Source organism: Amycolatopsis sp. NBC_00355 (assembly GCF_036104975.1).
Classification (GTDB): Bacteria; Actinomycetota; Actinomycetes; order Mycobacteriales; family Pseudonocardiaceae; genus Amycolatopsis.
The window spans coordinates 6,603,386-6,630,291 of sequence record NZ_CP107982.1 but is presented as its reverse complement, the minus strand read 5'-3'; the positions used below and the strand labels follow the sequence as shown (position 1 = coordinate 6,630,291).

The 26,906-nt window shown below is 70.0% G+C and carries 23 protein-coding genes and 1 pseudogene; 13 read left to right on the top strand and 11 right to left on the bottom strand.

Going from position 1 to position 26,906, the window contains the following annotated elements:
- The first annotated feature begins 14 nt into the window (after nt 1–14).
- Nucleotides 15–617, top strand: coding sequence for an alcohol dehydrogenase catalytic domain-containing protein (locus OHS18_RS30085; RefSeq protein WP_328613161.1), 603 nt, complete (start codon nt 15–17; stop codon nt 615–617).
- On the opposite strand, the pseudogene OHS18_RS30080 reads toward OHS18_RS30085, so the two are convergent.
- Together OHS18_RS30080 and OHS18_RS30075 are read right to left on the bottom strand one after the other, a co-directional pair.
- Nucleotides 574–2,521 (bottom strand): annotated as a pseudogene (locus tag OHS18_RS30080) (ABC transporter ATP-binding protein). The gene OHS18_RS30085 and the pseudogene OHS18_RS30080 overlap by 44 nt on opposite strands.
- A gap of 20 nt (nt 2,522–2,541) precedes the next feature.
- On the bottom strand, nt 2,542–3,123 hold the full coding sequence (locus OHS18_RS30075) for a TetR/AcrR family transcriptional regulator (RefSeq protein ID WP_328446954.1): 582 nt from the start codon (nt 3,121–3,123) through the stop codon (nt 2,542–2,544).
- Between the two features lie 95 nt (nt 3,124–3,218).
- Here OHS18_RS30075 and OHS18_RS30070 point away from each other — a divergent pair, with 95 nt between their 5' ends.
- A complete protein-coding gene (locus OHS18_RS30070) occupies nt 3,219–3,512 on the top strand; it encodes a DUF6191 domain-containing protein (RefSeq protein WP_328613160.1) in 294 nt (97 codons plus the stop codon).
- Between the two features lie 42 nt (nt 3,513–3,554).
- Here OHS18_RS30070 and OHS18_RS30065 read toward each other — a convergent pair whose 3' ends face one another.
- Genes OHS18_RS30065 through pdhA form a run of 3 tightly spaced genes read right to left on the bottom strand, consistent with a single transcriptional unit; the run spans nt 3,555 to nt 7,133 of the window.
- Nucleotides 3,555–4,895, bottom strand: a complete 1,341-nt coding sequence (locus tag OHS18_RS30065; RefSeq protein WP_328613159.1) for a dihydrolipoamide acetyltransferase family protein — start codon at nt 4,893–4,895, stop codon at nt 3,555–3,557.
- Between the two features lie 16 nt (nt 4,896–4,911).
- Nucleotides 4,912–5,904 carry an alpha-ketoacid dehydrogenase subunit beta gene (locus OHS18_RS30060; protein WP_328446959.1) on the bottom strand — a complete coding sequence of 331 codons (993 nt, stop codon included), beginning with the start codon at nt 5,902–5,904 and terminating at the stop codon, nt 4,912–4,914.
- Nucleotides 5,904–7,133 (bottom strand): pyruvate dehydrogenase (acetyl-transferring) E1 component subunit alpha, encoded by a 1,230-nt coding sequence (pdhA, locus tag OHS18_RS30055; protein ID WP_328446961.1) that lies wholly within the window; start codon nt 7,131–7,133, stop codon nt 5,904–5,906. The genes OHS18_RS30060 and pdhA overlap by 1 nt, the downstream gene beginning before the upstream one ends.
- Before the next feature lie 373 nt (nt 7,134–7,506).
- Between pdhA and OHS18_RS30050 the strand changes: the two genes are divergently transcribed.
- The 3 genes from OHS18_RS30050 to OHS18_RS30040 all read left to right on the top strand — a co-directional run bounded on the left by OHS18_RS30050 (nt 7,507) and on the right by OHS18_RS30040 (nt 9,725).
- Nucleotides 7,507–8,928, top strand: a complete 1,422-nt coding sequence (locus tag OHS18_RS30050; protein ID WP_328613158.1) for a M20/M25/M40 family metallo-hydrolase — start codon at nt 7,507–7,509, stop codon at nt 8,926–8,928.
- Nucleotides 8,929–9,129: 201 nt separating this feature from the next.
- Nucleotides 9,130–9,378, top strand: coding sequence for a hypothetical protein (locus OHS18_RS30045; RefSeq protein WP_328446964.1), 249 nt, complete (start codon nt 9,130–9,132; stop codon nt 9,376–9,378).
- Between the two features lie 26 nt (nt 9,379–9,404).
- Nucleotides 9,405–9,725: a hypothetical protein gene (locus OHS18_RS30040; protein ID WP_328446966.1), complete on the top strand. Its 321-nt coding sequence runs from the start codon at nt 9,405–9,407 to the stop codon at nt 9,723–9,725.
- On the opposite strand, the gene OHS18_RS30035 is transcribed toward OHS18_RS30040, so the two are convergent.
- Genes OHS18_RS30035 through OHS18_RS30025 form a run of 3 tightly spaced genes read right to left on the bottom strand, consistent with a single transcriptional unit; the run spans nt 9,722 to nt 13,183 of the window.
- Entirely contained in the window at nt 9,722–10,564 is an 843-nt protein-coding gene (locus OHS18_RS30035) for a transglutaminase family protein (RefSeq protein WP_328446968.1), read from the bottom strand. The genes OHS18_RS30040 and OHS18_RS30035 overlap by 4 nt on opposite strands.
- Nucleotides 10,561–11,511 carry an alpha-E domain-containing protein gene (locus tag OHS18_RS30030; protein ID WP_328446970.1) on the bottom strand — a complete coding sequence of 317 codons (951 nt, stop codon included), beginning with the start codon at nt 11,509–11,511 and terminating at the stop codon, nt 10,561–10,563. The genes OHS18_RS30035 and OHS18_RS30030 overlap by 4 nt, the downstream gene beginning before the upstream one ends.
- A 10-nt stretch (nt 11,512–11,521) precedes the next feature.
- A complete protein-coding gene (locus OHS18_RS30025) occupies nt 11,522–13,183 on the bottom strand; it encodes a circularly permuted type 2 ATP-grasp protein (protein ID WP_328613157.1) in 1,662 nt (553 codons plus the stop codon).
- Nucleotides 13,184–13,331: 148 nt separating this feature from the next.
- Between OHS18_RS30025 and OHS18_RS30020 the strand changes: the two genes are divergently transcribed.
- The 5 genes from OHS18_RS30020 to OHS18_RS30000 all read left to right on the top strand — a co-directional run bounded on the left by OHS18_RS30020 (nt 13,332) and on the right by OHS18_RS30000 (nt 19,145).
- Nucleotides 13,332–14,267: an ABC transporter substrate-binding protein gene (locus tag OHS18_RS30020; RefSeq protein WP_328613156.1), complete on the top strand. Its 936-nt coding sequence runs from the start codon at nt 13,332–13,334 to the stop codon at nt 14,265–14,267.
- A 17-nt stretch (nt 14,268–14,284) separates the two neighbouring features.
- Nucleotides 14,285–15,220, top strand: a complete 936-nt coding sequence (locus tag OHS18_RS30015; protein ID WP_328613155.1) for an amino acid ABC transporter permease — start codon at nt 14,285–14,287, stop codon at nt 15,218–15,220.
- Nucleotides 15,217–15,990, top strand: coding sequence for an amino acid ABC transporter ATP-binding protein (locus OHS18_RS30010; RefSeq protein WP_328446978.1), 774 nt, complete (start codon nt 15,217–15,219; stop codon nt 15,988–15,990). The genes OHS18_RS30015 and OHS18_RS30010 overlap by 4 nt, the downstream gene beginning before the upstream one ends.
- A gap of 83 nt (nt 15,991–16,073) precedes the next feature.
- Entirely contained in the window at nt 16,074–18,389 is a 2,316-nt protein-coding gene (locus OHS18_RS30005) for an oxidoreductase (RefSeq protein ID WP_328446980.1), read from the top strand.
- A 288-nt stretch (nt 18,390–18,677) separates the two neighbouring features.
- Nucleotides 18,678–19,145 carry an SRPBCC family protein gene (locus tag OHS18_RS30000; RefSeq protein ID WP_328446982.1) on the top strand — a complete coding sequence of 156 codons (468 nt, stop codon included), beginning with the start codon at nt 18,678–18,680 and terminating at the stop codon, nt 19,143–19,145.
- On the opposite strand, the gene OHS18_RS29995 is transcribed toward OHS18_RS30000, so the two are convergent.
- On the bottom strand, nt 19,135–19,710 hold the full coding sequence (locus tag OHS18_RS29995; RefSeq protein WP_328613154.1) for a hypothetical protein: 576 nt from the start codon (nt 19,708–19,710) through the stop codon (nt 19,135–19,137). The genes OHS18_RS30000 and OHS18_RS29995 overlap by 11 nt on opposite strands.
- 177 nt (nt 19,711–19,887) lie before the next feature.
- Between OHS18_RS29995 and OHS18_RS29990 the strand changes: the two genes are divergently transcribed.
- The 3 genes from OHS18_RS29990 (at nt 19,888) to OHS18_RS29980 (ending at nt 25,200) form a co-directional block, all read left to right on the top strand.
- The gene (locus OHS18_RS29990; protein ID WP_328618602.1) at nt 19,888–21,705 is read left to right on the top strand and encodes an NHL domain-containing thioredoxin family protein; all 1,818 of its coding nucleotides are present in this window, start codon (nt 19,888–19,890) and stop codon (nt 21,703–21,705) included.
- A gap of 1 nt (nt 21,706) precedes the next feature.
- Nucleotides 21,707–22,039, top strand: a complete 333-nt coding sequence (locus OHS18_RS29985; RefSeq protein ID WP_328446985.1) for a GroES family chaperonin — start codon at nt 21,707–21,709, stop codon at nt 22,037–22,039.
- Nucleotides 22,040–23,184: 1,145 nt separating this feature from the next.
- The gene (locus tag OHS18_RS29980) at nt 23,185–25,200 is read left to right on the top strand and encodes a VanW family protein (RefSeq protein WP_442875430.1); all 2,016 of its coding nucleotides are present in this window, start codon (nt 23,185–23,187) and stop codon (nt 25,198–25,200) included.
- Between the two features lie 4 nt (nt 25,201–25,204).
- On the opposite strand, the gene OHS18_RS29975 is transcribed toward OHS18_RS29980, so the two are convergent.
- Both OHS18_RS29975 and OHS18_RS29970 read right to left on the bottom strand, forming a co-directional pair.
- Complete coding sequence (locus OHS18_RS29975; RefSeq protein WP_328613152.1) at nt 25,205–25,969, bottom strand: leucine-rich repeat domain-containing protein; 765 nt, start codon at nt 25,967–25,969, stop codon at nt 25,205–25,207.
- On the bottom strand, nt 25,966–26,814 hold the full coding sequence (locus OHS18_RS29970) for a helix-turn-helix transcriptional regulator (RefSeq protein ID WP_328613151.1): 849 nt from the start codon (nt 26,812–26,814) through the stop codon (nt 25,966–25,968). The genes OHS18_RS29975 and OHS18_RS29970 overlap by 4 nt, the downstream gene beginning before the upstream one ends.
- Nucleotides 26,815–26,906: the final 92 nt, after the last annotated feature.

Below are 26,906 nucleotides of genomic sequence, written 5' to 3'. Positions count from 1 at the left end.
GCTCCAAGCCGTGTGTGGCCAGGAGCTCCTCGGTCGCGCGCAGGATCGCCCTGCGGTTGCGTGCCGCGTCCGCGCAGCACGGCACGGGCGGTCCCGAAGTGCTGAAGTTCGAGGAACGACCGGAACCGGGCCGCGGCGAAGGTGAGGTGCTGATCCGCGTCGAGGCGATCTCGGTGCCGTTCTACGAAACCCAGCTGCGGTCCGGGATGCTGCCTGGTGGGGAGCCCGCGGTGTTCGGGCACGAGGCCGTCGGTGTCGTGGTCGAAGCCGATGACGAACAGCTGGTCGAAGCCGCGTCCGGGGCGATCGGCGGGCCACGGGCCGCCGAGATCCTGGCGAAGCTCGCACCGCGCGGGCGGATTCTCGCGTACGGCTTGCTCAGCGGCGAGTTCCCGGCGATCACCGTCGCCGATCTCATCCCGCGCGGACTCACGCTGATCGGTTTCGGCGGGCCGGACGCCTATGGGAAGGACGTCGTCGCCGCCCGCGACGAAGTAATGAGCCTCGTCGCGGACGGCACGCTGACGCCCGGGTCGAGAGCCGCGAGGGTCTCGGCAAGGTTCTTCTGGTGCCCTAGCTCGGGATCTCGTCCAGGTACGCCTGCGCCTGGAGCGTGAACAGCTCCGCGTAGCCCGCCTTCGCCGCCATCAGCTGCTCGTGCGTGCCGTACTCGGCGACCTTTCCGTGCTCCAGCAACAGGATCCGCTCCGCTTGGCGCACGGTCGAGAAGCGGTGCGAGATGTACAGCGTCGTGCGGCCCTCGGACAGTTCGCGCAGGCGCGAGAACAGGTCGTGCTCCGCCTGCGCGTCCAGGGCCGACGTCGGCTCGTCGAGGATCAGGATCGGGGCCTCCCGCTGGAACGCCCTGGCCAGCGCCACCTTCTGCCACTCGCCACCGGACAGGCTGACGCCCTGGTCGAACCAGCGGCCGAGCGGGGTTTCGTACCCCTGGGGCAGGCGCTCGATGCGCTCGTCCGCGCCGGCTCGGCGGGCCGAGTTCTCGATGTGCGGGCGGTCTTCGAGCCGGGTCAGGTCGCCGAGGCCGATGTTCTCCGCCGCGGTGCCCTGGTACGTCACGTAGTCCTGGAACATCGCGCTGATCCGCGTCCGCAGCTCGTCCGGGTCGTACTCGCGGATGTCGACGCCGTCAAGGCGGATCCGGCCGCCGGTCGGGTCGTAGAGCCGGCAGAGCAGCTTGAACAGCGTCGACTTGCCCGCGCCGTTGCGGCCCACGACGGCCACCGTCTCACCCGGCCGGATCTCGAAGCTGACGCCGTCGAGGGCCGGTTCTTCCGCGCCGGGGTAGGCGAACGTCACCGAGTCGAACTCGATGTGACCCTCCACAGTGGACGGCATGGGGCGAGGTGAAGCCGGTGCGGTGATCTCCGGTTTCGTGCCCAGGAAGCGGTAGAGCGTGTCGAGGTAGAGGTTGTTCTCGTACATCCCCGAAAACGCCGTGAACAGCCCGGACACCGACGTCTGCACGGACGCCGCCGCGGCCGTGTACAGCGCCAGGTCGCCCAGCGTGAGCCGGCCGCCGACCGCCTCCAGCGCGATGTACAGCGCGATCGCCGAGCCCACGAGCGTGCTCAGCAGCCCCCAGGACGTCGAGCTGATGTTGCGGTTGATCGTCAGCTTCCGCTGCCGCTCGTAGGAGACGACGCCGAGCCGGCGGAACCGGTCGACGAAGTACGGGCCGAGCCCGAACAGTTTTGTCTCCTTGGCGTACGTGTCCGTGGTGACCAGCGAGGACAGGTAATCCATCCGCCGCTTGATCGGCGACATCAGGAAGGTGAGCCAGAACGCGCGCGAGCCGTACTTCGACTGCGAGATGAACGCCGGGATCGGCGCGAGCAGTGCGACCAGCGCCAGCAGCGGGCTGACGGCCACCAGCAATGCGATCATGCTGCCGAACGTGATCAGCGTCCGCACGAGACCCAGCGCGGAGTTCATCATCGACAGCGGCCGGGTCGGCGCTTCCTGCGCGGCCTGGCGCAGCATGTCGTAGGACGCCGAGCCCTCGAAGTACGCCAGGTGCAGTTCGCTGGAGTGCGCCATCACCTGGTGGCGGATGGTCAGCGTCATCCGCTCCTGCAGCAGCGTCTGCGCGATCGACGTCATCGCGCTGCTGATCGCGGTCGCGGCGAGCACGCCGAACTGGAACAACGCGACGTTGACGATGTCCATCGTCGTCCCGCGGTGCTGGATCGCCGCGACGACCGAGTCGAGCAGCAGCTTCGCGATGTACGCGGTCGCTGTCGGCAGCAGGCCCGACAGCAGCGTGATCAGCGCCAGCATGATGGTCAGGACCGGGCTCGCCTGCCAGGTCAGCTTGATGACCTTGGGGCAGGCCGCGGACGGTGCCCGAGACCGACGTCTTCGCGCGTTTCAGCCGGGAGCGCCAGTCCTTCGGCTGGTCGTCCTGCTTCGGCTCCGGGATGTCGACCGGGCCGGTCAGCCCGCTGTCCGGGACCGTCGAGATGGCTCGCCGCCGGCCGCGCCGCGCGATCGCGAACTCCATCCCGCCCCCACCACCCGGGATCATCTGGCCTCCACGGCGCCGTGCAGGAAGACGTCGACCACCTGGCGCGTGGTGGGCGCGTCGTCGTCCGGGGCCATCCGGCGGCCGCTGAACAACATGGTCAGGAACAGTGCGGCCAGGTGCTCGGGCGACAGGCGCAGGCGGTCCTTCTCGGGCTCGAACAGTTCGGTCATGGCGCCGCGCATGGCGGCCATCGACTCCCGGCGGCCGCCCTTCCAGCTGCCGCGCAGGCGCTGTTCGGGGTCGCGGTGCTTGACGCGGCCGGAGGCGTGCAGGGCGCCCATCAGCGCGCCCATTCGCTCGAGGTGCGCGCCGAGCGCTTCGGCGGCTTCGACGAGCCGGTCCTCCAGGGGCTGGTCGACGGGGATCTCGGCGATCGCGTCGAGCACGTGGTCGGGGCGCAGGGCCTCGGCGGTGCAGGCGTCGAACAGCTCGTCCTTGTCCTTGAACGCGCGGAAGATGGTGCCCTCGCCGATGCCGGCGGCGCGGGCGATCTGGCTGGTCGTGACGGTGGCCCCGTGCTCGATGAGCAGGGGCAGCACCGCGTGCACGATCATGCTGCGCCGGGCTTCGACGCTCATGCCCGGCGCTCTACGCCGGGTTTCGGGTGCTGGTGTCATGCGACCAGTGTGCGGAGTGAGCACTCACTCCGTCAAGCGAGTATAAGTTGGCTCTCATGGGTGTGGTCTGGGCGATGGCGTTCCCGATGCTGCTCGTGCTGCTGTTCCTGCTCGCCGTGTTCGAGGTCTGGGGCCGTCGATTCCTGCCGTGGCACCACCGCGGCGACGGCCAGCGCGTGGCGAGCGTCGCCGCGACCGAGGAGGTCGAAGCGCTGCTCGGCGGCACCAAGCACCACGACCTCGAGCAGCGTCAGGTCCAGCTGATGCTGGTCGATGACGAAGCCGACGGCGCCCCGCCGCGCACCCGCGTCGACCTGGACGCCGGGAAGTTCGTGATCCGCGAACGCTGAAGGCCGCCCCGGAACTCCGGAGCGGCCTCAGCGGTCAGTGCGTCAGTAGGTCATCGCCATGGCCGGGTCGGCCAGCAGCGCGCCGACGTCGGCCAGGAACTCCGAGCCCTGCTGGCCGTCGACCACTCGGTGGTCGAAGCTCAGCGACAGCTGCAGCACCTTGCGGACCTTGATCTCGCCGTCCACGACCCACGGCTGGTCCTTGATCGCGCCGAGGCACAGGATCGCGGACTCGCCCGGGTTGATGATCGGCGTGCCGGTGTCGACGCCGAACACGCCGACGTTGGTGATCGTGATCGTGCCGTTCGCCATCGCCGCGGGGGACGTCTTGCCTTCGCGCGCCACGTCCGTGAGCTCCGTCAACGCGGCCGCGAGCTCCTTCAGCGACAGCGAGTCGGCGTCGCGGACCTTCGGCACGATCAGGCCGCGGGGCGTCGCCGCCGCGATCCCGAGGTGGACGTAGTCCTTGTAGACGATCTCCTGCGCCGCCTCGTCCCAGACCGCGTTGATGTCCGGGGTGCGCTTCGCCGCCAGGCAGACAGCCTTCGCCGCGAACGTCAGCGGCGTGACCTTCACGCCGGCGAACTCCCGCGACTTCTTCAGCTTCTCGCGGAACTCCATCATCGGCGTGACGTCGATGGTCAGGAACTCCGTGACGTGCGGAGCGGTGTACGCGCTCTGCACCATCGCGGCCGCGGTCATCTTGCGGACGCCCTTGATCGGCACGCGCCGCTCGCGGGTGGCCGGGTCGTAACTGGTGTCCACAGTGGACGGCGCTGCGGCCGGTGCCGAGCCGTTGGCCGCCTTGTGGACGTCGTCGCGCGTGATGACGCCGCCGTCGGCGGTGCCGGTCAGCGCGTGCAGGTCGACGCCCAGCTCCTTGGCCAGCTTCCGCACCGGCGGCTTGGCCAGCGGGACGTAACCCCCGCGCGGAGCAGGCGCGGGGGCTGCGGGAGCAACAGGCGCGGGAGCGGGAGCGGCGACAGCAACAGCGGGAGCGGGCGCCGAACCCTTCCGGGCCCGCCGCTGCGTGACGACGGCCTTGGAGCCGTAGCCGACCAGCGGCTTCATCTCCTCTTCCTCGACCGGAGCCGCAGCAGGAGCAGCCGCGGCAGGAGCCGGAGCCGCCGCTCCGCCCGGGTCGACGTCGATGGTGAGGATCGGCGTGCCGACCTCCACCGTCTGGCCCGGCTCGACGTGCAGCTCGGTGACGACACCGGCCCACGGGATCGGCAACTCGACGGCGGCCTTCGCGGTCTCGATCTCGACGACGATCTGGTTGACCGTCACCGTGTCGCCCGGCTTCACGTGCCAGCTCAGGATGTCGGCTTCGGTCAGCCCCTCGGCCGTGTCGGCCAGGGGGAACTGCTTGAACGTTGGCATGACGCGGAAGTCCCCCTTACCAGGCGAGCGAGCGGTCGATGGTGTGCAGCACCCGGTCCAGGTCGGGGAGGTAGTGCTCCTCGAGCTTGGCCGGCGGGTACGGCGTGTCGAACCCGGTCACCCGGAGGACGGGCGCCTCCAGCGAGTAGAAGCACTCCTGCTGGACGCGCGCGGCGATCTCCGACGTCAGCGACGACTCGGACGGCGCCTCGGACAGCGCGATCAGCCGGCCGGTCTTGCGCACCGACTCGAACACCGGGCCGAGGTCCAGCGGCGAGAGCGTGCGCAGGTCGATGACCTCGAGGGACTTGCCCTCGTCTTCGGCCGCGGCGGCCGCGTCGAGGGCGACCTTCACGGTCGGGCCGTACGCGACGACCGTCGCCGTCGTGCCCTCGCGCACGACCTGCGAGGAGAACACCGGCGACGGCGTGCCGGCGACGTCGATCTCCGCGCGCAGCGCACCCGAGTGGTAGAGCCGCTTGGGCTCGAAGAACAGGATCGGGTCGTCCGACTTGATCGCTTCCTGGATGCCCCAGTAGGCGTCGACGGCGTTCGAGATCGAGACGACCTTCAGGCCCGGGATGTGCGCGAACAGCGACTCCGGGGACTCCGAGTGGTGCTCGACCGCGCCGATCCCGCCGCCGAAGGGCACCCGGATCACGACGGGCATCTTGATCTTGCCCTGCGTGCGGTAGTGCAGCTTCGCCAGCTGGGACGAGATCTGGTCGAACCCGGGGAAGATGAAACCCTCGAACTGGATCTCGCACACCGGCCGGAAGCCGCGCACGGCCAGGCCGACCGCGGTGCCGATGATGCCGGACTCGGACAGCGGCGTGTCCAGCACGCGCTGCTCGCCGAAGTCCTTCTGCAGGCCGTCGGTGATCCGGAAGACGCCGCCGAGCTTGCCGACGTCCTCGCCCATGATCAGGACCTTGGGGTTCTCTTCCATCGCCCGGCGCAGGCCGAGGTTGAGCGCCTTGCCGATGGTGAGTTTCTGGAGGTCGGTCATCAGTGCTCACCCGCCGCTGCGAAGCCGTCGAGGTAGGACAGGAACTCTTCGCGCTGCGCGTCCAGCACCGGGTTGCCCTCGGCGTAGACGTTGCTGAAGATCCGCTCCGGCGGCGGCTCCGGCATGTTGAACGTGTACTCGCGCAGGTCGGCGGCGAAGGCGTCGGCCTCGGCCTGGACCTGTTCGAAGAAGTCGTGGTCGGCGCCGCCCTTGCGGGCCAGGAACGCCCGGACGCGCTCGATCGGGTCCTTGAGCTTCCACTCTTCGAGCTCGTCGGACAGCCGGTAGCGCGACGGGTCGTCGGTCGTCGTGTGCGCGTCCATCCGGTAGGTGAACGCCTCGATCAGGACGGGACCGTTGCCGTGGCGGCACTCGTCGAGCGCCCAGCGGGACACCGCGAGGCAGGCCAGGACGTCGTTGCCGTCGACGCGGATGCCGGGGAAGCCGTAACCGCGGGCGCGCTGGTAGAGCGGCAGGCGCGACTGGCGCTCGGTCGGCTCGGAGATCGCCCACTGGTTGTTCTGGCAGAAGAACACCAGCGGCGCGTCGTAGACCGCGGCCCAGACGAAGCCCTCGTGGACGTCGCCCTGCGAGGTCGCGCCGTCACCGAAGTAGCAGATCGTGGCTTCGTCAGTGTCAGAAGGAGAGCCGTCACCGTCGGTGTTTCCTACTCTGCCCTCGAACCGCTGCCCCATCGCGTAGCCGGCGGCGTTGAGCACCTGGTTGCCGATGACGATGCAGTACGGGTGGAAGCCGTGCTCCTTGTAGTCCCAGCCGCTGTGGTCGGTGCAGCGGAAGATGCCCAGCAGGTCCTTCATGTCGACCCCGCGCGCGTACGCGACGCCGTGCTCGCGGTAGCTGGGGAACGCCATGTCGTTCTTCTTCAGCGCGCGGCCCGACCCGATCTGCGCGGCCTCCTGGCCGAGCAGCGGGACCCAGATACCGAGCTGGCCCTGGCGCTGCATCGCGTTGGCTTCACGGTCCGCGCGGCGGACGAGCACCATGTCGCGGTACAGGTTGCGCAGGGCTTCGTCGTCGACGTCGTCGACGTACTTGTCGAACTGCGGCGACGGGACCCGTTCGCCTTCGGGGGTGAGCAGCTGAGTCAGCTCAGCGCCACCTTCGCTGGTCGCTCGCAATCCGGCGATCACCTGCTCGGGGGACGGCTGGGCCGCGACGGCGGCCGGCCCATCTCCTGGCTCCGGGTGCGTCCACTGTTCGGACGGCATGGGCGTTGCTCCTCGGTGTCGGTGCCTCTGGCGGCCGCTTGTGGCGACCACAGCGACTGCACCGGCGGCGACCAGCGTTTCGGGTCTCCGAAGCGCTCGGTCACCGTCGGCGTTGACGGTTCACGCCGACATCCTGGCACGAAGGTCCACGTCTTGGTCAGACGCGGTTGCTGATTTGTTGCTGAGAAACGGGCTCTGAACAGGCAAAACGCTAGGAAGCCCGAGCATTGGACCTACGAGAGTATGGCGCCGGTCCGCGCGTTCACCAGGCTCGCACGCTTGGGTGCGTACCTGTGCGTGTGCGCGCCTGCGCCCTCCGGAGACGACCTTGTGATGTGCCGCACGCCCGAACCCGCGTGGCACGATGGACGTTGTGGAGCCGAAAACCGTGCGTGAATCCGTCGTGTCCGGCTGGACCGACGACGTCATCCCGAGCCTGTCCGGGCTGGTGGCCATCCCCGCGTTGTCCCCGGCGTTCGACGCCGACTGGGCGAAGACCGGGCACCTGGCCGCCGCCGTCGAGCACGTCCGCGCGTGGATCGCCGCGCGCGACCTGCCCGGCGCGACCCTCGACGTCGTCGAGCTGCCGGACCGGACCCCCTTGCTGCTCGTCGACGTCCCGGCGACCCCGGGCGCGGCGGCCGAGGGCACCGTCCTGATGTACGGCCACCTGGACAAGCAGCCCCCGGTGGGCGGCTGGTCCGAGGGCCTCGACCCGTGGACGCCGGTGATCCGCGACGGCCGGCTGTACGGCCGCGGCTCCGTCGACGACGGCTACTCCGGCTACGCGGCGACGACGTCGATCGAGGCCGTGCACGCCGCCGGCGGTGAGCACGCGCGCATCGTCGTGCTGCTGGAGACCGGCGAGGAGTCCGGCAGCCCCGACCTGCCCGCCTACGTCGAGCACCTGGCCGACCGGATCGGCGAGGTCTCGCTGGTCGTCTGCCTCGACGCCGGCGGCAGCGACTACGAGCGGTTGTGGCTGGTCACGAGCCTGCGCGGGATGCTGCACCTGGACGTCAACGTGCAGCTGCTGGGCTCGGCGCAGCACTCCGGCGTCGCCTCGGGCGTCGTCGCGAGCTCGTTCCGCATCCTGCGAAGCCTCATCGAGCGGCTCGAGGACAGCGCGACCGGCGAGCTGCTGCTCGACGAGCTGAAGGTCGACGTCCCGGCGGACCGGCTGGCCGAGCTGGAGGCTGTCTCGAAGGACTTTCCGGAGGCGCTGTCGAAGGCGTTCCCGCTGGTCGAAGGTGGTCGCGTGATCACCGAGGACGCGCTCGAGCTGATGCTCAACAACGCGTGGCGGCCGACCCTGTCGATCATCGGCGCCGACGGCTTCCCGAAGCCGGCCGACGCGGGCAACGTGCTCCGCGAGAGCACGACGTTGACACTGAGCTTCCGACTCCCGCCGACGGTCGACGCCGCGAAGGCGCTCGAAGCCGTGAAGCGGACCCTGACCACGGACGTCCCGTACGGCGCGAAGGTGACCTTCGGCGACAACACGCAGTCGGAAGACGGCTGGAACGCGCCGTCGGAGGCGCCGTGGCTGACGGCGGCCCTGCAGACGGTCAGCGACGGCGTCTTCGGCCAGCCGCACCGCGCGACCGGCATGGGCGGCTCGATCCCGTTCATGGGCCTGCTCTCGCGCAAGTACCCGGGGGCGCAGTTCCTGGTCACCGGCGCGTGCGGGTCGGATTCGAACATCCACGTGCCGGACGAGTGGCTGCACCTGGAGTACGCGCAGCAGGTCACGGAGGCCGTCGCGCACATCCTGGACGCCCACGCCCGCGGCTGACCTCTTCGAGTCGGCGCGTTCCGACCTTGGAGCGCGCCGGCTTTGGTGTTGCCCCGATCGGGTTTGCGTATTACGGTGTAATACGTTACTGGAGTGAGAGGCGAGTTTTACGATGGAATCCCTCTGGAGCTCCTGCTCTTCGAGGAGGTGCGAGTACTCGACCCGACGCATCTGCGCCGGTCACTGCGTTATCGAGGTGCCATGGACATCGAACCGGAGCACGCGGTGGAGGCTGCGCTGGATCCCCGCCGGTTGGTCGGTCGCGACCCCTCGTCGAGAACCGGCGAGTCGATCCGGGTGGTCGGCCATTCAACCGGGATGGGGCGCTTGCTGACAGTTGTCCTGCTACCGGACCGGCATCCGCCGGACGGCGTTTGGCAGGTTGCGACGGCTTGGCCCGCGGACAAGCGAGTCCGGCAGGTTTATCAAGGACTTTGGGAGGTTCCGTGATCACGGACGAAGAACTTGTCGCTCGCGTGGCTGAGGCCGCGGAGGCCGATCCGGACGCTGACGCCGAGGTCAACTGGGTGCGGCATCAGCGGCCGTCCAAGAATCCCACCGCCGTCTACAGCGTGCGCATTCCCGTCGACCGGATCGAGGAGCTGCGGCAGCTCGCCGTGGCCCGGAACGTGCAGCCGACCGCGTTGATCCGGACCTGGGTGCTCGCCCAGCTCGACGCCGCCAAGAGCGGGGACGAGGACGCGCGGCAGTGGGAAACCGAAGTCCGCGCGACCATCGACCACCTGCGCGCCTTGCTCGACGGGCGAGGATCGCGAGCCGAGCCCGAAACCGCCTAGGCCAGCCGGGTGAGGTGGACTGAGACGTCCAAAGTGGACTGCCCACCCCCGGTGAAGATCCCCTTCAACGGCGCCACGTCCGCGTAGTCCCGCCCGGTCGCCACCCACACGTGCCGCGGGCCGACCGGGATCGCGTTCGTCGGGTCGTACGCCCACCAGCCGCCCGTCCAGACGTCGACCCAGGCGTGGGACTCGCCGGCCACCACTTCGCCCAGCTTCGCGTCGCGTTTCGTGTGCAGGTAGCCCGAGACGTACCGCGCCGGGACGCCGATCGCGCGCAGCATCACCAGCGTCACGTGCGCGAAGTCCTGGCACACGCCTTCACGCGCGTTCCACGCGTCGGTCGCCGTCGAGTGCACGCCCGTGGTGCCCGGCTGGTACTTCAGCTGCTTGTGGACCCACTCGCACACGGCCAGCGTCGCGTCCGCCGGGTCGAGACCGGTCCGCAGTGCGCGGGCCTCGCGGGCCAGCGCGAGGTCGCGCGGGGTGTAGTCGGTCGGCGTCAGGTACTCCGTGCGGTGGTCGACCACCGTGTCGCTGCGGAGGTCCTTCCACGACGCCGTGCGGATCGGCTCGGCCTCGTCCGCCGTCTCGACCACCGACGTCGCCAGCACGGTGAACTCCGTGTGCGGCGCGTGGAGGTCGAACGACGTCACGACCGTGCCCCAGTAGTCGGTGTAGCGGTACGCGCGGGTCGCCGGTGTCGTCTCGATGCGCGTCGCCACCGTCGTCTGACGGCGGTCCGAGCGCGGGGTCAGCCGCGCCTCGTTGTACGACTGCGTGGCCGGCGTCGCATACCGGTACCCCGTCCGGTGGGCCACCCGAAGCTGCCAGGTCACAGCGAAACCTCCGCACCGCTCCACGCCACCCACGGCGACGTGCTGAAGTACTGCATCGACACGGCTTCGCCGATCTCCTTGATCGACGTCTGCAGCGTCCCGAGCCGCCGCGGCAGGTCGGTCAGCAGGTCCGACGGGCGCAGGAACTCCAGCTCGCTGCGGGCCCGGCCGAGTTCGCGCAGCGCCTCGGACTTCTCGTTGTTGCGGGACGCGCCGCCGGGGTCGAGCCGCTGCAGGCACTCCTCCGCCTGCCGCAACGCGTGGAACACCGAACGCGGGAACAGTGTGTCCCGCAACAGGAACTGGACGACGCGGCCCGCGTCGAGCGCGCCGCGGTAGGTGCGCAGGTAGGTGTCCTGCGCGCCGGCCGAGCGGAGCACGGTGATCCAGCCCGGGGACGACGCGCGGTCCGCGACGACCCGGGACAGCAGCAGCCGCACGACCATGTCCGCGCGTTCGATCGACCGGCCGAGCACCATGAACAGCCAGCCGTCGTCGCGGCTCATCGTCGAGTCGGCGAGGCCGGCGAACATCGCCGCGCGCTCCTCCACGAACGACAGGAACGCGTGCGGCCCGGCGCGCCGGGCGTACCGCTGGCGGTCCGGCACCGCGTTCCACGTCGCGTTCAGGCATTCCCACAGCTCGGTCGAGACGACCTCACGGGCGCCGCGGGTGTTCTCGCGCGCCGAGTTGATCGAGCCGACGATCGACGCCGGGTTGTCCTTCGCGTACGCCACCAGCTCGGTCAGCTTCCACACGTCGAGGGACTCGGTGCCCTCCGACTCGATGCCCAGGACGGCGAGCAGCTGACGGCTCGCGTGGTCCGGGTCGACACTCGCGTCCTCCAGCAGCTGGTGGACCGAGACGTTGAGGATCCGGGAGGTGTCGTCGGCGCGTTCGACGTACCGGCCGATCCAGTACAGCGACTCCGCGTTGCGTGCCAGCATTTCGAACCCCCTAGCTCTGCTGTTGCTGCTGTTGTTGCTGCTGTGACAGAGACAGCTCGGGACCCTGCTCCGCGATCATTCCGTCCACAGTGGACACCGCGCCCAGTGCCGGCTGTTCCAGCTCGCGTTCGGCGGTGGACGTCCGGGAGGCCAGCACCCACGTGTCCTTCGAGCCGCCGCCCTGCGACGAGTTGACGACCAGGCTGCCTTCCGGCAGTGCCACCCGGGTCAGCCCGCCGGGCAGCACGAAGATGTCCTTGCCGTCGTTGACGGCGAACGGGCGCAGGTCGACGTGCCGTGGTGCCAGCCGGTCCTCCACCTTCGACGGCACGGTCGAGAGCTGCACCACCGGCTGCGCGATCCAGCCGCGCCGGTTCGCCCGCACCTTCCGCCGCAGCGCCGTCAGCTCCGCCGGTGTCGCCTCCGGCCCGAAGACGATGCCGTAACCGCCGGAGCCTTCGACCGGCTTGACGACCAGCTCGTCGAGGTGCGACATCACGTAGTCGAACTCGTCCGGCAGCCAGCAGCGGTAGGTGTCCACATTGGGCAGCAGCGGCTTCTCGCCGAGGTAGTACCGCACCATCTCCGGCACGTAGGTGTAGACGAGCTTGTCGTCCCCGACGCCGTTGCCGATGGCGTTCGCGACGACGACGTTGCCCGCGCGCGCCGCGTTGAGCACGCCGGCGATGCCGAGCACCGAGTCCGGCCGGTAGTGCACCGGGTCGAGGAACTCGTCGTCGATCCGCCGGTAGATGACGTCGACCGGGCGTTCGCCCTCGGTGGTCCGCAGGTAGACGACGTTGTCACGGCAGAACATGTCGCGGCCTTCGACGAGTTCGACACCCATCAGCCGCGCCAGCAGCGAGTGCTCGAAGTACGCCGAGTTGTGGACGCCGGGGGTGAGCACCACGACCATCGGGTCGGCGACGTTCGCCGCGGCCGCCGCGCGCAGGGCCCGCAGCAGGTGCGCCGCGTAGTCGCCGACCGGGCGCACCCGGTGCTGGGCGAACAGGTCGGGGAAGACCCGCGCCATCGTCCGCCGGTTCTCCATCACGTACGACACCCCGGACGGGTTGCGGAGGTTGTCCTCCAAAACCCGGAAGGTGCCCTCCTCGTCGCGCACCAGGTCCACACCGGACACGTGGATGCGCACGCCGTTCGGCGGGTTGATGCCGTACGCCTCACGCTGGAAGTGCTCACACGACGTGATCAGCCGCCGCGGGAAGACCCCGTCCCGCAGGATCTGGCGATCGCCGTAGATGTCGGCGAGGAACGCTTCGAGCGCGCGGACCCGCTGCGCCACCCCGCGTTCGAGCTTCGACCACTCGGCCGCCTGGATCACCCGCGGCACCAGGTCCAGCGGGAACGGCCGCTCCTGGCCGGACAGCGAGAACGTGATGCCCTGGTCGACCATCGCCCGGTCCAGCGCGAGCGACCGCGAGTTGAGGTCGTGCGCGTCGAGCGCCGCGATCGACTCGTAGAGCGCCCGGTACGGGCCGCGGACCGTGCCGTCGTCGGCGAACATCTCGTCGTAGGCGTCCGCGTGCGGGCGTTCCGGGGAGAGGTAGCCGTCGAACCGGGCACCCGGCCGGGTGATCCGGCGGGTCGTCGCCTTCCTCGCGCGTCGACCGGAGGGGGGCAGCCGGGGCGGGATCGCGTTCATGAACGACATCCTCACCTACGTGCCCACCAACGCGCGACACTCCCACGCTGGTGGGCGCGGTGCGAAACGTCGCTGTAACTCGACAGTGCTGTGCTTTGGTATGGATGAGTGGCAATATGCGTGCTCTCACGAACTGAGAACTACGAGGAGTGACGACGTGGCCCGAGGACCCCAACTCAAGGCGCTCGCCCTGTTGCCGGCATTCGCCCTGGTCGGACTGACCATGGCCTGTGGCGCGGGTGGTAGCGGTGCCGGCGACGTCGGCTCGAGCAGTGCCGCTCCGGCGGGCACTGGTTCGGGTGACGCCGGCACGGTCGCGAAGGACGACGCGCTCGCCGCGCTCGTGCCCGCCGACGTCAAGACCGACGGCAAGATCCTCGTCGGCCAGGACCAGAGCTACCCGCCCAACGAGTTCCAGGACAACGGCAAGGCGGCCGGCTTCGACGTCGACCTCGGCACCGCCATCGGCCAGGTGCTCGGCGTGCAGATGGAGTTCCAGAACGCTTCGTTCGACGGCATCATTCCCGGCATCGGCTCGAAGAAGTACGAGCTGGCGATGTCGTCGTTCAGCATCACGAGCGAGCGGCTGCAGACGGTCGACATGATTTCGTACTACAAGGCCGGCACCTCGCTGGGCGTGCTGAAGGGCAACCCGGACGGCATCAAGGTCGACGACCTCTGCGGCAAGAAGGTCGCCGTGCAGAAGGGCACCACGCAGGTCGAGGACCTCGACAAGAAGAACGCCGCCTGCACTGGTGGCGGGAAGCCGGCCATCGAGGTCACGCAGCTGCAGGCCCAGACCGACGTCAACCTCGCCCTCACCGCGAAGCGCGTGCAGGCCGAGCTGGCCGACTCGCCGGTCATCGACTACGCGGTGAAGCAGACGAACGACGCGCTCGAGGTCGTCGGCGAGCCCTACGACACCGCGCCGTACGGCATCGTGCTCGCCAAGAACAGCGGCGACTACGGCAAGGCCGTCCAGGGCGCCGTCCAGAAGCTCATCGACAGCGGGGCTTACAAGAAGATCCTCGACAAGTGGGGTCTGTCCTCGGCCGGTGCGGTCACCAAGTCGGAGATCAACCCGGCCAGCTGAGTTAGGACGTAGTTCGCGTGTCCAGTTCTTCCGAAGCGCCTCCGAGCGAGGCGCCGGCCGACGTCGAGTCCATCAAGGCCGTCCCGGTGCGCCACTACGGGCGCTGGGTGGCCGGGGTGATCATCCTGTTCGTCGCGTTCATCGTGGCGCGCAGCGTGATCACGAACGACGCCCTGCAATGGCCGGTCGTCGGTGACTACCTGTTCGACGACCGGATCCTGCGTGGCCTGCAGAACACGTTGATCCTGACGGTGATCTCGATGGTCATCGGGATCGTCGGCGGGATCCTGCTGGCCGTCATGCGGCTGTCGCCGAACCCGCTCACGTCGGGGGCCGCGGCCGTGTACATCTGGTTGTTCCGCGGCACGCCGCTGATCACCCAGCTGATCATCTGGAACTTCCTCGGCCTCGCGTACTCCCGGATCGGGCTCGGCATCCCGTTCGGACCGACGTTCGTCAGCTGGGACACGAACCTGCTGATCACGCAGTTCACGGCGTCACTGCTGGGCCTCGGCCTCAACGAAGCCGCGTACATGGCGGAGATCGTGCGTGGCGGCATCCAATCGGTCGACGACGGCCAGCTGGAAGCGGCGGGCGCGCTCGGTATGAGCCGCACCAAGACGTTGCGGCGGATCATCCTCCCGCAAGCCATGCGGGTGATCATCCCGCCGACCGGCAACGAGACGATCTCCATGCTCAAGACGACGTCACTGGTCGTCGCGATCGGGTACTTCGAGCTGATGGTCGCGGCCCAGACCATCTACTCGCAGAACCTGAAGACCGTGCCGCTGCTGATCGTCGCCGCGCTCTGGTACCTGTTCATGACGTCCGTGCTGACATTGGTGCAGATGCAGATCGAGAAGCGGTTCTCGCGCGGCACTTCGCGTGGCGTGGCGCAGCGGCCCGCCTGGCGATCGAAGTTGTTCAGCCGGGGTGGAGGGAACGTCACATGACCCCCGTGGTCTCCGCGCAGAAGATCCGCAAGAGCTTCGGCACCGTCGACGTCCTCAAGGGCATCGACCTCGAGGTGCAGGAGCGTGAGGTGCTCTGCTTGATCGGGCCGTCCGGCTCGGGCAAGTCGACGCTGCTGCGCTGCATCAACCACCTCGAGAAGATCGACGCCGGCCGGCTCTACGTCGACGGCGTGCTCGTCGGCTACCGGGAGCGCGGCGACAAGCTGCACGAGCTGCGGGAGAGCGAGGTCGCGTTCCAGCGCAAGGACATCGGCATGGTGTTCCAGCGGTTCAACCTCTTCCCGCACATGACCGCGCTGGAAAACGTGATGGAGGCGCCGATCCAGGTGCGCCGCGAGCCGAAGGCCCAGGTGCGGCAACGCGCGTTGGAGCTGCTGGACCGCGTCGGCCTCGGTGACAAGGCGAAGAACTACCCGGCGCAGCTGTCCGGTGGGCAGCAGCAGCGCGTCGCGATCGCCCGGGCGCTCGCGATGAAGCCGAAGCTGATGCTGTTCGACGAGCCGACGTCCGCGCTGGACCCGGAGCTCGTCGGCGACGTCCTGGGCGTGATGAAGCAGCTCGCCAAGGACGGCATGACCATGGTCGTCGTCACGCACGAGATGCAGTTCGCGCGCGAGGTGGCGGACAAGGTCCTGTTCATGGACGGCGGCGTCGTCGTCGAAGAGGGCCCGCCCGACCAGGTCATCGGGGAGCCGCGGGAGGAACGGACCAAGTCGTTCCTCGCGCGTGTGCTCAACCCCAACGCCTGAGGATCTCGCGGCGGAAACGGTGTTCCGGCACCGTTTCCGTCGCGTTTTCGCTACCGTGATGGCGGGGTGAGGGGAGATCCGCCATGTCGACCGAAGGCGTGCTGCCGCCGTTGGACCCGTTCGCGGGGATCCCCGACAAGCGTTACGAGGTCAAGGCCTCCGAGCTGCTGAAACCCGGCAACGGCGGGCTCCTGCGCTGGCGCCGGCAGGCCACGAACGCGCCGACCGTCTACGTCGAGGACGCCTACATCACCGGGACGCTGGACCTGCGGGCCGCGGACCTGAAGTACCTGTTCCGGTTCGAGCGCTGCCGGTTCGAGCAGCCGCCGGACGTGCGTGAGGCGAACCTGCTCGGCCTGGTCTTCCGCAAGTGCTGGCTGCCCGGGCTCAAGGCCCGCAACATGCGCAGCCGCAACGACGTCCGGCTGATCCGCTGCGTCGTGCAGGTCGACGGCGACGACCGCGAGATCGAGGAGACCACGGTCCAGCGCGGCGACGACCGCGAGCGCGGCATGCCGAACGCCGCCGTCAACCTGACGGACGCGGTGATCGAAGGCTCGATGGTGCTCACCCGCACGGTGATCTCGCACCCGCACGGCAAGGCGATCCAGGCGGACCGGCTGGTGCTCACCGGCGCGCTGCTGGCGTACCGGATGGTCGCGAACGGCGAAGTGCGGCTCCCCGGCCTGCGGACCGGCGGTAACGTCAACTTCTCCGGCGCCACGCTGAACAACCCGGACGGCTTCGCGCTCAACGGCAACGGCCTGCACATCGGCGGCAGCCTGCTGTGCGAGGTCGACAACTACGGCCCGGCCAGCCAGCGGAAACGCTTCTCCGCCACCGGGATCATGTACCTGCCGAGCGCCACGGTGGACAGCGACATCATCCTGCGCGAGGCGAAGCTGACGGTGTCCCAGCAGGGCCCGATCGCCGTCGACGCGTGGAAGTCGAACGACCCGTACCTCGACCCGCGCCCGGCGCTGGTCGCCGACCGGCTGAGCGTCGACGGCAACCTCGAGCTGTCCGACGGCCTGCAGGCGCTGGGTACGTTGCGCATGGTCAACGCGCGGATCGGCGGCTCGCTGCGGCTGGCCGGCGCCGAGGTCAGCGTCGTGCGCGGGAAGACGGCGCCGTACTACGACCGCGCGCTGCACCTGGACGGCACCGAAATCGGCGGCGACATCGAGGCGACGAGCCTGCGCGTGCCCGCCGGGCAGCTGCGGCTGGCCGACGTCACGGTCGGCGGCAACTTCCTCGCCTGGAACTCGATGTTCCGCCATCCCGGCCGGGACGTGTTCTCGGCGCGACGGTCGAAGATCGCCGGCAACTTCCAGCTCACGGACGCCACCATCCACGGCACGCTGCGTCTGCAGGGCCTCGAGGTCGGCGGCAGCATCAACCTCGCGGGCACTCGGCTGACGGACCCCGGACGCCGCGCGACCAGCAGTTTCTCTCTCGACGTCCGCACCGGCCGGATCGGCCGTGACCTCCTGCTGCGCGACGACAACAGCCGCGCGTTCGTCGCCGAAGGCGGCATCAACCTGGACGGCGCCCAGGTCGCGCGGCGGGTGGACATCCGCGGCGCCCAGCTGGGCTCGTTCCCGCCGTTCAACGTCGCCCTCGACGCGGGCGACGTCGCCGCGGACGAGTTCACGTTCACGCCGAGCAGCCCCCCGGGCGGCCGCGTGGTGCTGCGCCGCGCCCACTGCGGAACGCTGACGGACAACGAGGCGTTCTGGGCCGCGACCGAGGGCATCGAGCTGGAGGACTTCCGCTACGACGCGTTGAAGAAGGGCATCCCCCTCGACGACGACAAGGCTCTCGACCACCGCATCGAGCTGCTGCGCAACGCGATGCGCGGCTACCGCCCCGGCCCGTACGACCAGCTCGCGCACATGCTCCGCGCGGCGGGCAACGAGGAGCACGCGTCGACGGTGGCGCTGCGCAAACAGCAGTTCCGCTACGAGGCGCTGGCTCGCGGCTTCAAGTTCTTCGGCCCCGGAGTCCGGTTGTGGAGCTGGCTGCAGCGCTCGATGGTCGGCTACGGCTACCGCCCGGTCCGCGCGCTGGGCTGGCTGTTCACGCTGCTGGTGCTGGGCAGCCTGTGGTTCGGCCTGGGCTCGGACGACTGCGTGAACTGGCCCGCCACGGATCAGGCCCACCAGATCATCGCGAACGGGCCGCGCTGCGTGGTGAACCAGCAGGACACGGGCCTGCAGTGGAACCCGGTGATCTACACAGCGGACCTGCTGGTCCCGATCGTCGACTTCGGCAACAAGTCCCGCTGGTACATGCACGGAGCGGACAACTGGGTCGCGGCGGGCTTCACGGCGTCAGGCTGGATCCTGGCGACGACGGTGGCCGCGGGCGTCAGCCGGATGCTGCGCCGCGAGAGCTGACGCCGTCTCGCGGTTCCTAGCCGCCTATCGGCCTTTCTAGCGCAAGCCCGATAGCGCCCCAGAAACCCCGAGCAACCCTCGGCGAAGGCCTCAGCCACCCCTACCCAGCCCCCGCCCTCTCCGGGGGGCGTCCCCAGGTCCAGTCTATCGGCGGCCTCTGACGAACCGGGTCGATCGGCGGGTTCGGGGCCGAGTTGTCCACATCGCCCGGACGCCATCCACAGGCTCTTCACCTGACCGCGGTCGGTGACATACTCTCGGTATGTCACCGTCGACGCGGAGGTCACCATGAGCGAACCCGACGCCACCGGCCGGATCGAGGTCGGTGCGGCTCCGCAAGCCGTATACGCCCTGGTCAGTGACCCGGCGAGGCTGGCCGACGTCGCCGAGGAGTACGCCGGGCATCGGTGGGTCGGCCGTGTGCGCGGGGCCGTTGTCGGCGCCCGGTTCCGGGGGCGCAACCGGCGCGGCCTCAGGCGCTGGAGCACCCTGTCCACCATCACCGACGCCGATCCGGGACGCCGGTTCGGCTTCGAGGTCACCTCGGTCGGGCTGCCCGTCGCGCGGTGGCAGTACGACTTCGAACCCGCCGGTGACGGCTGTGTCGTCGTCGAAAGCATGTGGGAGCGGCGGCCGGCGTGGTTCCGGGTGCCGACGTCGACGGTCACCGGGGTCTGGAACCGGCGCGAGGCCAACACGGCGAACATCGCCGCGACCCTCGCGCGGCTCAAAACAGCCGTCGAAGCTAGTCGATGAAGCGGGACCAGAACGGTATGTAGCGGGGGCCGTCCGGCGGGGCCGTGCTGATGCCGCCCGTCGCGAACTCGCGGTGCAGGTAGTCCCGCAGGTCGGAGCCGTAAACGATGATGTCGGTCTGGTACACCGACAGCACCGGGTTGCCGGACGTGCCGGCGAGACCGGGCAGGTAGCGGTGGCCGCACACCGGCACGAGCTGCGGGACGCCGGCCAGGCGTTGCCGCGCTTCGCGGACCGCGTCTTCGGGGCCGACCGGGCGCGTGCCCCAGTCGGGCAGCCAGAAGCCGTTGTGCTCGACGTCGTACAGCACGCCGTCGACGGGCCATGCCAAACGTTTGCGCAGCTGCTCGGCGTTACCGCAGCGCCAGTCGGGCCAGCGGTCGCCGATCGGGACGCCCGCGGCGAGGAACGTGCGGTGGTCCACGGCGAAGCGGAAGCCGAACCGGCGCTCGACGTCGTCGAGCTCGGCCTCGCTCAGCCCGGGACGCACCGGTTCCCGGAGGTTTTCCTGCAGGTGCCGCGCCTCCTCCGGGGAGAGGGCGCCGGCCGGCTGGACGGGTGTCATGACTCAAGAGCGTAAGTGGCGCCCGACCCCGCCGCGCGTTCTTTTCTGCCGTCTTGACGGCCGGCCAGGGGTGACCCCGAGCGGGTGAGTTTGTTCTCTCATCGGCTGGACTCCGGAACAGAGGGTGAGCGCGTGTAGTTCACTCTTGCCGTGACATCTCCCCGACCGCAGGCCCGCGTGCGCGCTCCCGAGCTGCGCGGCGACGTCTGGCTGAACACCGGCGGCCGCCCGATCACCCTGGCCGAACTGCGCGGCCGCATCGTGCTGCTGGACTTCTGGACCAGCGGCTGCGTCAACTGCCTCCACGTCCTCGACGAGCTGCGCCCGCTCGAGGCCGAGTTCGCGGACGTGCTGGTCACGATCGGCGTCCACTCGCCGAAGTTCCTGCACGAGGGCGAGCGCGCGTCCATCGAGGCCGCGGTGCGCCGGTACGAGGTCCACCACCCGGTGGTCAACGACCCGAAGATGGAGCTGTGGTCGCAGTACGCGGTCCGGGCGTGGCCGACGCTGGTGATCGTCGACCCCGAGGGGTACGTCGTCCACGTCGCCGCCGGTGAAGGGCACGAAGAAGCGCTTCGCCGCGTCGTCGCCGACCTCGTGAAGAAGCACGAAGCGAAGGGGACGCTTCGCCGCGGCGGCAGCCCGTACGTGCCGGTCGAGGAGCAGCAGAGCGAGCTGCGGTTCCCGAGCAAGGCCGTCGCCACCGCCGAAGGCCGGATCCTGGTCGCCGATACCGGGCACCACTCCGTCGTCGAGTTCGCTTCGGACGGCGAGACCGTCATCCGCCGCTTCGGCAGCGGAGAGCGCGGCGGGCAGGACGGACCGTTCGACATCGCCACGTTCACCGAGCCGTCGGGCATCGCGCTGCTGCCCTACGACGTCGCCGAGCGCGCCGGTTACCACGCCGTCGTCGCCGACACGGCCGGTCACCGGCTTCGCGGCCTCGACCTGATCACCGGCGAGGTGACCACGGTCGCCGGCACCGGCGCGCAGTGGCGCAACGGGCCGGACGCGGGCAAGGGCGTCGAGGTCGACCTGACCAGCCCGTGGGACGTCACCTGGTGGGGCCCGGCCGGCGGGGTCGTCGTCGCGATGGCCGGCAACCACACGCTGAGCGTCTTCGACCCGGTGTCGGGACGCATCCGCCGCTTCGCGGGGACGACCGTCGAAGGTCTTAAGGACGGCGACGTCCGCGAAGCGTTCTTCGCGCAGACGTCCGGTCTCGCCGCGGACGGCGACAAGCTGTGGCTCGCCGACGCCGAGACGTCCGCCCTGCGCTGGATCGAGCCGGCAGGCGACTCGTTCACCGTGCAGACGGCGATCGGGATCGACCTCTTCTCCTTCGGCCACACCGACGGCCCGGCCGACAAAGCGCTGCTCCAGCACCCGCTCGGCCTCGCCGTGCTGCCCGGCGAACGGATCGCGATCGCCGACACCTACAACGGCGCCGTCCGCCGCTTCGACTTCTTCACCCGCGACGTGACGACGCTCGCCACCGGCCTCGCCGAGCCGCAGGGGCTCCTGCTGACCGACGGCCAGCTGCTGGTCGTCGAGTCCGCGGGCAACCGGATCGGCCCGGTCCCGCTGGGCGACCCGTCGGTGGTGAGCGGCGACGCGCACGCCGTGCGCCGCCCGCCGACGGTGCTCGCGCCCGGCGAGATCGACTTTTCGGTCGTCTTCACCGCGCCGCCCGGCGAGAAGCTGGACGACCGGTTCGGCCCGTCGACACGGCTGGAGATCAGCGCGTCACCGCCGGAACTGCTGGCGGACGGCGTGGGTGCCGGGATCGAGCTGACCCGCAAGATCCGCTTCGCCCCGGGGGTGACCGAGGGCGTGCTGCAGGTCGTCGCGCAGGCGGCGAGCTGTGACGACGGCAGCGAGCACCCCGCCTGCCGGATCACCCGGCAGGACTGGGGCGTCCCGGTGCGGTTCGAGACGGGCGGGGCGCGCGAGCTGAGCTTGGTCATGGCCGGGGAACCGCGCGAGGCCGAGTAGGATGCGGACCGTGTCAGCCGGGCCGAAACTCGAAATCCAGATGCTGCACGACCGCGTGCTCGTGCGGCTGTCGCCGGAAGAGGGCGAGCGGCGCAGCAGCGGTGGCATCGTGATCCCCGCCACCGCGCAGGTCGCGCGGCGGCTGTCCTGGGGTGATGTACTGGGCATCGGGAACAGCGTGCGGAACGTCAAGATCGGCGACCGCGTGCTCTTCAACCCGGAGGACCAGCTCGAGGTCGAGATCCAGGGCGAGGGGCATTTGGTGATGCGCGAACGCGACATCCACGCCGTGGCGACCGAGCGAACCGAACACGGCACCGGGCTCTACCTCTAGGGCCCGCGAAGGGCAGGGGCGTGGCAGACGACGAGGTGCGTGACCGCGCCGACGCGCCCGAAGCGCCGAAGGCCGGACAACCGCCGAAGCCGCCCGCTTCGCCGAACGGTGTGGCTGCCGCGGAGCCGCCTGCCGCTGAGCCCGGGTCTTCGCCGGAAGGGCCCGCGGCCGGGTTACCGCAGGCGGAGGTGCCGCTCGTCGAATCCGACGTTGTGGAAGCGGCCGGCCCTGAGGTGCCGCAGGCGGAAGTGCGGCCCCTCGAATCCGACTTTGCTGAGGTGACCGGGTCGGCTGATGCCGGGGTACGGCCGGCCGAGGTGCCGCTCGTCGAATCCGACTCTGCTCGGGTGACCGAGTCGGCTGATGCAGAGGTGCCGCAGGCGAGGGTGCCGCTCGTCGAATCCGACCTTGTGGAAGCGGCCGGCGCCGAGGTGCCGCAGGCGAACATGCGGCCGATCGAATCCGACCTCGCTGGGACGATCGGGTCGGCTGATGCCGAGGTGTCGCAGGCTGGGGTGCGGCCCTTCGGATCTGACCTCGCGGAGGCGCCCGGGTCTGCTGGCGGGGAGGTACCGCAGGCGGGGGTGCGGCCCCTCGAATCCGACTTTGCGGAGGCGCCCGGATCAGCCGGCGTTGAGGTACCGCTTGCTGCCGGGTCATTGCCACTGCGGGAACGGTTTGCTGAATCCGAGTCGGCTGAGGCGACCGCGTCGCACGAAACTGAGGTGCCGTCCGCCGCCGGGGCTGGGCCGTCGTGGGACGGGGCTGCTGCTGAGGTGCGGTTCGCCGCCGAGTCAGAGTCGGCCGACGCTGAGGTGCCGCCTGCCTCCGAGTTTGGGCCGTCGCAGGAGGGGGTTGCGGCGGAGGCGCGGTTCGCTGCCGAATCCGAGTCGGCTGTGGCGAACGGGTCGGGCCGTGCCGAGGTGCCGCTTGCCGACTCCGGGGCGTTGCTGGAGGAACCTGCGAGTGCGGTGAAGTTCGCCGCCGGGTCTGGGGTTGTTGTGGCGATCGGCTCGGCCGGTGCCGAGGTGCTGACCGCCGGCGATCCTGCGTTGTCGCCTGAAGTGCCTACCGTTGCGGTGCCGTCGGCCGGGCCGCCGTCGGCCACCGGGTTCGACAAGCCTGTGGCGGACGAGGCAGCGGAGGTGCCGTTCGGGGCGTTGCGGCCGGCGGCTGAGGCGGCGTCGCAGCCGGATGGACCCGTGGCCGTGGAACCAGCTGCGCTGGTCACCGACGGTGCCGAATCCGGGCGGTCGCTGGCTGAACCGGAGTGGGCTGGGCCGTGGCCGGATGAGCGTGCCGCTGCCGAGGCCGAGACCGCTGCCATCGCGGCGGCGCCCGGCCGTGCGACGGTTGTCGACGATGCCGTGGTCACCACCGATCTCTTCGCCGAAGATCTGCTCGGCGAGCTTCTTGAAAACCCGGCCGCCCCAGCGGTGCCGGAGACTCCGGCGAAGAAGCTGCGCAAGGGTGTCGCGCGGACCATGATGATCATCGGGCTCGCGCTCGGGCTCTTCGTCATCCTCTACGCCGTCGACCTCCTCGCCAGCGCCGGCGATGTGCCGCGCGGGGTGACGGTGGCCGGGATCGATGTCGGAGGGATGACGCACGCCGAAGCGGAAGCCAAGCTGCGCAAGGAACTCGAGCCGCGGCTTACCCGGCCGGTCGTGGTGCACGGCGGGGACGTTCAAGCCGAACTCGTTCCGTCGCGTTCCGGGCTCGGGCTCGACTGGCCCAACACGCTCGGGCTCGCCGGGCACCAGCCGCTCAGTCCGATCACGCGGATCATGTCCTTCTTCAGCAGTCGCGAGGTCGGTGTCGCGACGCGGACCGATGAGAACCAGACCAGCCAGGCCGTTCGCGCGCTGGCCGACGGCAAGCTGAACCACGCCGCCACCGAAGGCGCCGTCGGGTTCATGCCGCTGCAGGGCAGCGACGGCGGTGTCACGCCCTACCCGATCCTGCCGCGCCAGGGGCAGCAGCTGACCGACCTCGCCGGCGCCGTCCACGCCGTCACCGAGCACTGGCTGGACCCCGGCGGGGTCAAGCTGCCGATGGCCGTCACGCCGGTGCGGGCGACCGTGGCCGGGGTGCAGGCCGCGTACCAGCAGATCGTCGTGCCCGCCGTGGCGAAGCCGGTCGTCGTGCACGGGCAGGGCAAGGACGTGCCGCTCAAGCCGGACGCGATCGCCTCCTCGTTCCAGTTCGCGCCCGTCGAAGGCGGTGCCGTCGAGGTGCGGATCGACCAGGGCAAGCTGCAGGCCGCGCTCAAGGACGGCCTGGCGAGCACCGAGACCGACGGCAAGGACGCGCAGATCGTCTTCGCCGGCGACCAGCCGGCCGTCGAGCCGTCCGAGGACGCCCGGAAGATCAACTGGGAGAAGACCTTCCTGCCGCTGATCGACGTCCTCAAGAAGACGGACGGCCGCGATCTGCCCGTCGCCTACAACGCGTCGAAGCCCAGCGTGACCACCGAAGCCGCGGGGGCGCTCGGCATCACGGAGGTCATCGGCGAGTTCACCACCGGCGGGCTCACCGGCCCGGCGGCGACGAACAACCGCACGCTGGCCGACCGCGTGTCGGGCACGATCGTCAAGCCCGGCGAGACGTTCAGCCTCGGCAGCCGCTCCGGTCCGCGCACCGCGGACAACGGCTACGTGCCCGCGCCGGCCAACGAAGACGGCACCGGGCCGACCGTCGTCGGTGGTGGCGTCTCGCAGCTGGCGTCCACGTTGTACAACGCGGGTTACCTCGCCGGCCTGGCCGACGGCGGTCACCTCGAGCACGACACCTACCTCGACCGCTACCCCGTCGGCCGCGACGCCAAGGCGATCAACGCCGACGGCAGCCCGGTCGAGCTCAAGCTGACCGACGACGCGCCGACCGGCATCGCCCTGCAGGCCGTGGTTTCCGGCGACTCCGTGACGGTCCGGATCTGGGGCACCCGGCACTACCGCGTCGAGGGCTCGACCGGCGGGCAGACACCCGGCGACCCGCCACCGGTGCAGTTCGGGGGCACCAGCCCGTGCCAGCCGTCGATCGGCACACCCGGCTTCAGTGTCACCGACACGCGCGTGCTCTACGACGTCGCGAGCGGCGCCGAGGTCCGCCGGTCGTCGCACACCGCGAACTACGGGCCGCGTCCGACGATCCTGTGTTGAGTTGTCAGCGAAGGACCATGCAACCTGCCTCCTCGAAGTCCCGCAGCCACGACGGCTCCCGGAAGTGTTTGTTCCACCGCAGATCCAGTTTGTCCAGTTTGGACAGCTGTGCGACCGACGCGGGCAGCGTCACCAGCGAGTTCTCCCGCAGGTCCAGCTGACGCAGCTCGCTCAACGACCCGATCGACGCCGGCAGCTCGCGCAGCCGGTTGCCGCGCAGGTGCAGCTCCCGCAGAGAACCGAGCGCGCCGATCGACTCCGGCAACGCGCTCAGTTCGTTGTGGTACAGCCGGAGTTCGCGCAGCGACGCGAACCCGGAGAGGTCGGGCAACGCGCCGATCCGGTTGTCCGTGCACCCGAGGTACCGCAGCTTTCCCAAGCGGCACAAGGCCGACGGGAACTCCGTGAGCTGGTTGTCGCTGAGGTACAGGTACTCGGTGAGCCCCGCCAGCTCACCCAGCTCACCGGGCAAGGAAGTGAACCGGTTGTGGCCCAGGTCGAGCGTGTGCAAGGACGACAGCGCGGAGATCCCCGGTGGCAGCTCGGTCAGAGAGTTCGTGGCCAGGTTGAGCACCCGCAACCCGGTCAACCGCCACAGCGAAGGCGGAACGGCGGAGATCTCGTTCGCGTACAGGCTCAAGTGCTCCAGCTCGATCCCCAGATCGGGCACCGACGTCAGCCGGTTGCGATCCAGGTCGAGCCGAGTGACGTCGTCCGGCACGGAAGGCACCGAAGTCAGCTCCTGCCCGCTGAGGTCCAGCCACGTCACGAGCCCTCCCGGGGGAACCGGGTCGCGGGCAGCAACGACCAGGTGGCGGCGTCCTTCGGCGTCGACACCTGGATCCGCAGGCCCGGCACCTCCGACACCGCCAGCTCGGTCAGCCGGAAGTCCAGCCGCCCCGCCCGCGGGTGGTCGAACCGCCGCAGCCGCGCCCGCGGTTCGGCGACCTCGTTGCGCGACCACAGCTCGGCGAACTCCGGGCTCAGCGCCGACAGCCGCCGGATGTCCTCCTCCCAGCACGGGTCGCCGAGGTGCCGGCCGTATTCGGCCCGCATCCGCGCGACCATGTGCGGCACCTCCTCGTCGTAGTTCAGCAGGAACGCCCGCGCGTTCGGCTCGGTGACGCAGCACCAGAGCAGGTTCTTGTGCAGGCACGGCAGGCTGTGCCACTCCCAGAACAGCTCCTCCTGCGCCGCGTTCGACTCGAGGACGTCGAACCGGCCGTTGACGACCGCGGCCGGCAACGGTTCCAGCGCGCGCAGCACCTCGCTCACCGCGTCCGGCACCGTCTCGACCGCCGACGGCAGCCGCGAAGGAGTCAGCTCCGCGAGCCGGTAAAGGTGCTCCCGCTCGGTGTGGTCCAGCCGCAGGGTCCGCGCCACCGCGTCGAAGACCTGCGCGCTCGCGTTGATCGGCCGCCCCTGCTCCAGCCACGTGTACCAGGTGACGCCGACCCCGGCGAGCAGCGCGACCTCCTCCCGCCGCAACCCGCTCGTGCGACGGCGCAGGCCGGGAGCGAGCCCGACCTCCTCGGGGCCGATCCGTGCCCGGCACGCCTTGAGGAACCGGCCGAGTTCCTCCCGGCGGCTCGCGTGGACCTGCGTCTGGGTCATGAGGGCATCGTGCCCGAGGGGTACGACAGTTTCCGGAACAAGCAGGTACCGGGGGTACCAGCAGCACCGGGCTCTCGGTGTCCCCGAAGGAA

Excerpts from the sequence above, each read along its gene's own strand:
- OHS18_RS30075 (WP_328446954.1), bottom strand. The coding sequence starts at position 3,123 with ATGAGCGTCGAAGCCCGGCGCAGCATGATCGTGCACGCGGTGCTGCCC.
- OHS18_RS30070 (WP_328613160.1), top strand. The coding sequence starts at position 3,219 with ATGGGTGTGGTCTGGGCGATGGCGTTCCCGATGCTGCTCGTGCTGCTG.
- OHS18_RS30065 (WP_328613159.1), bottom strand. The coding sequence starts at position 4,895 with ATGCCAACGTTCAAGCAGTTCCCCCTGGCCGACACGGCCGAGGGGCTG.
- OHS18_RS30060 (WP_328446959.1), bottom strand. The coding sequence starts at position 5,904 with ATGACCGACCTCCAGAAACTCACCATCGGCAAGGCGCTCAACCTCGGC.
- pdhA (WP_328446961.1), bottom strand. The coding sequence starts at position 7,133 with ATGCCGTCCGAACAGTGGACGCACCCGGAGCCAGGAGATGGGCCGGCC.
- OHS18_RS30045 (WP_328446964.1), top strand. The coding sequence starts at position 9,130 with ATGGACATCGAACCGGAGCACGCGGTGGAGGCTGCGCTGGATCCCCGC.
- OHS18_RS30030 (WP_328446970.1), bottom strand. The coding sequence starts at position 11,511 with ATGCTGGCACGCAACGCGGAGTCGCTGTACTGGATCGGCCGGTACGTC.
- OHS18_RS30025 (WP_328613157.1), bottom strand. The coding sequence starts at position 13,183 with ATGTCGTTCATGAACGCGATCCCGCCCCGGCTGCCCCCCTCCGGTCGA.
- OHS18_RS30010 (WP_328446978.1), top strand. The coding sequence starts at position 15,217 with ATGACCCCCGTGGTCTCCGCGCAGAAGATCCGCAAGAGCTTCGGCACC.
- OHS18_RS30005 (WP_328446980.1), top strand. The coding sequence starts at position 16,074 with ATGTCGACCGAAGGCGTGCTGCCGCCGTTGGACCCGTTCGCGGGGATC.
- OHS18_RS30000 (WP_328446982.1), top strand. The coding sequence starts at position 18,678 with ATGAGCGAACCCGACGCCACCGGCCGGATCGAGGTCGGTGCGGCTCCG.
- OHS18_RS29995 (WP_328613154.1), bottom strand. The coding sequence starts at position 19,710 with ATGACACCCGTCCAGCCGGCCGGCGCCCTCTCCCCGGAGGAGGCGCGG.
- OHS18_RS29985 (WP_328446985.1), top strand. The coding sequence starts at position 21,707 with ATGCGGACCGTGTCAGCCGGGCCGAAACTCGAAATCCAGATGCTGCAC.
- OHS18_RS29970 (WP_328613151.1), bottom strand. The coding sequence starts at position 26,814 with ATGACCCAGACGCAGGTCCACGCGAGCCGCCGGGAGGAACTCGGCCGG.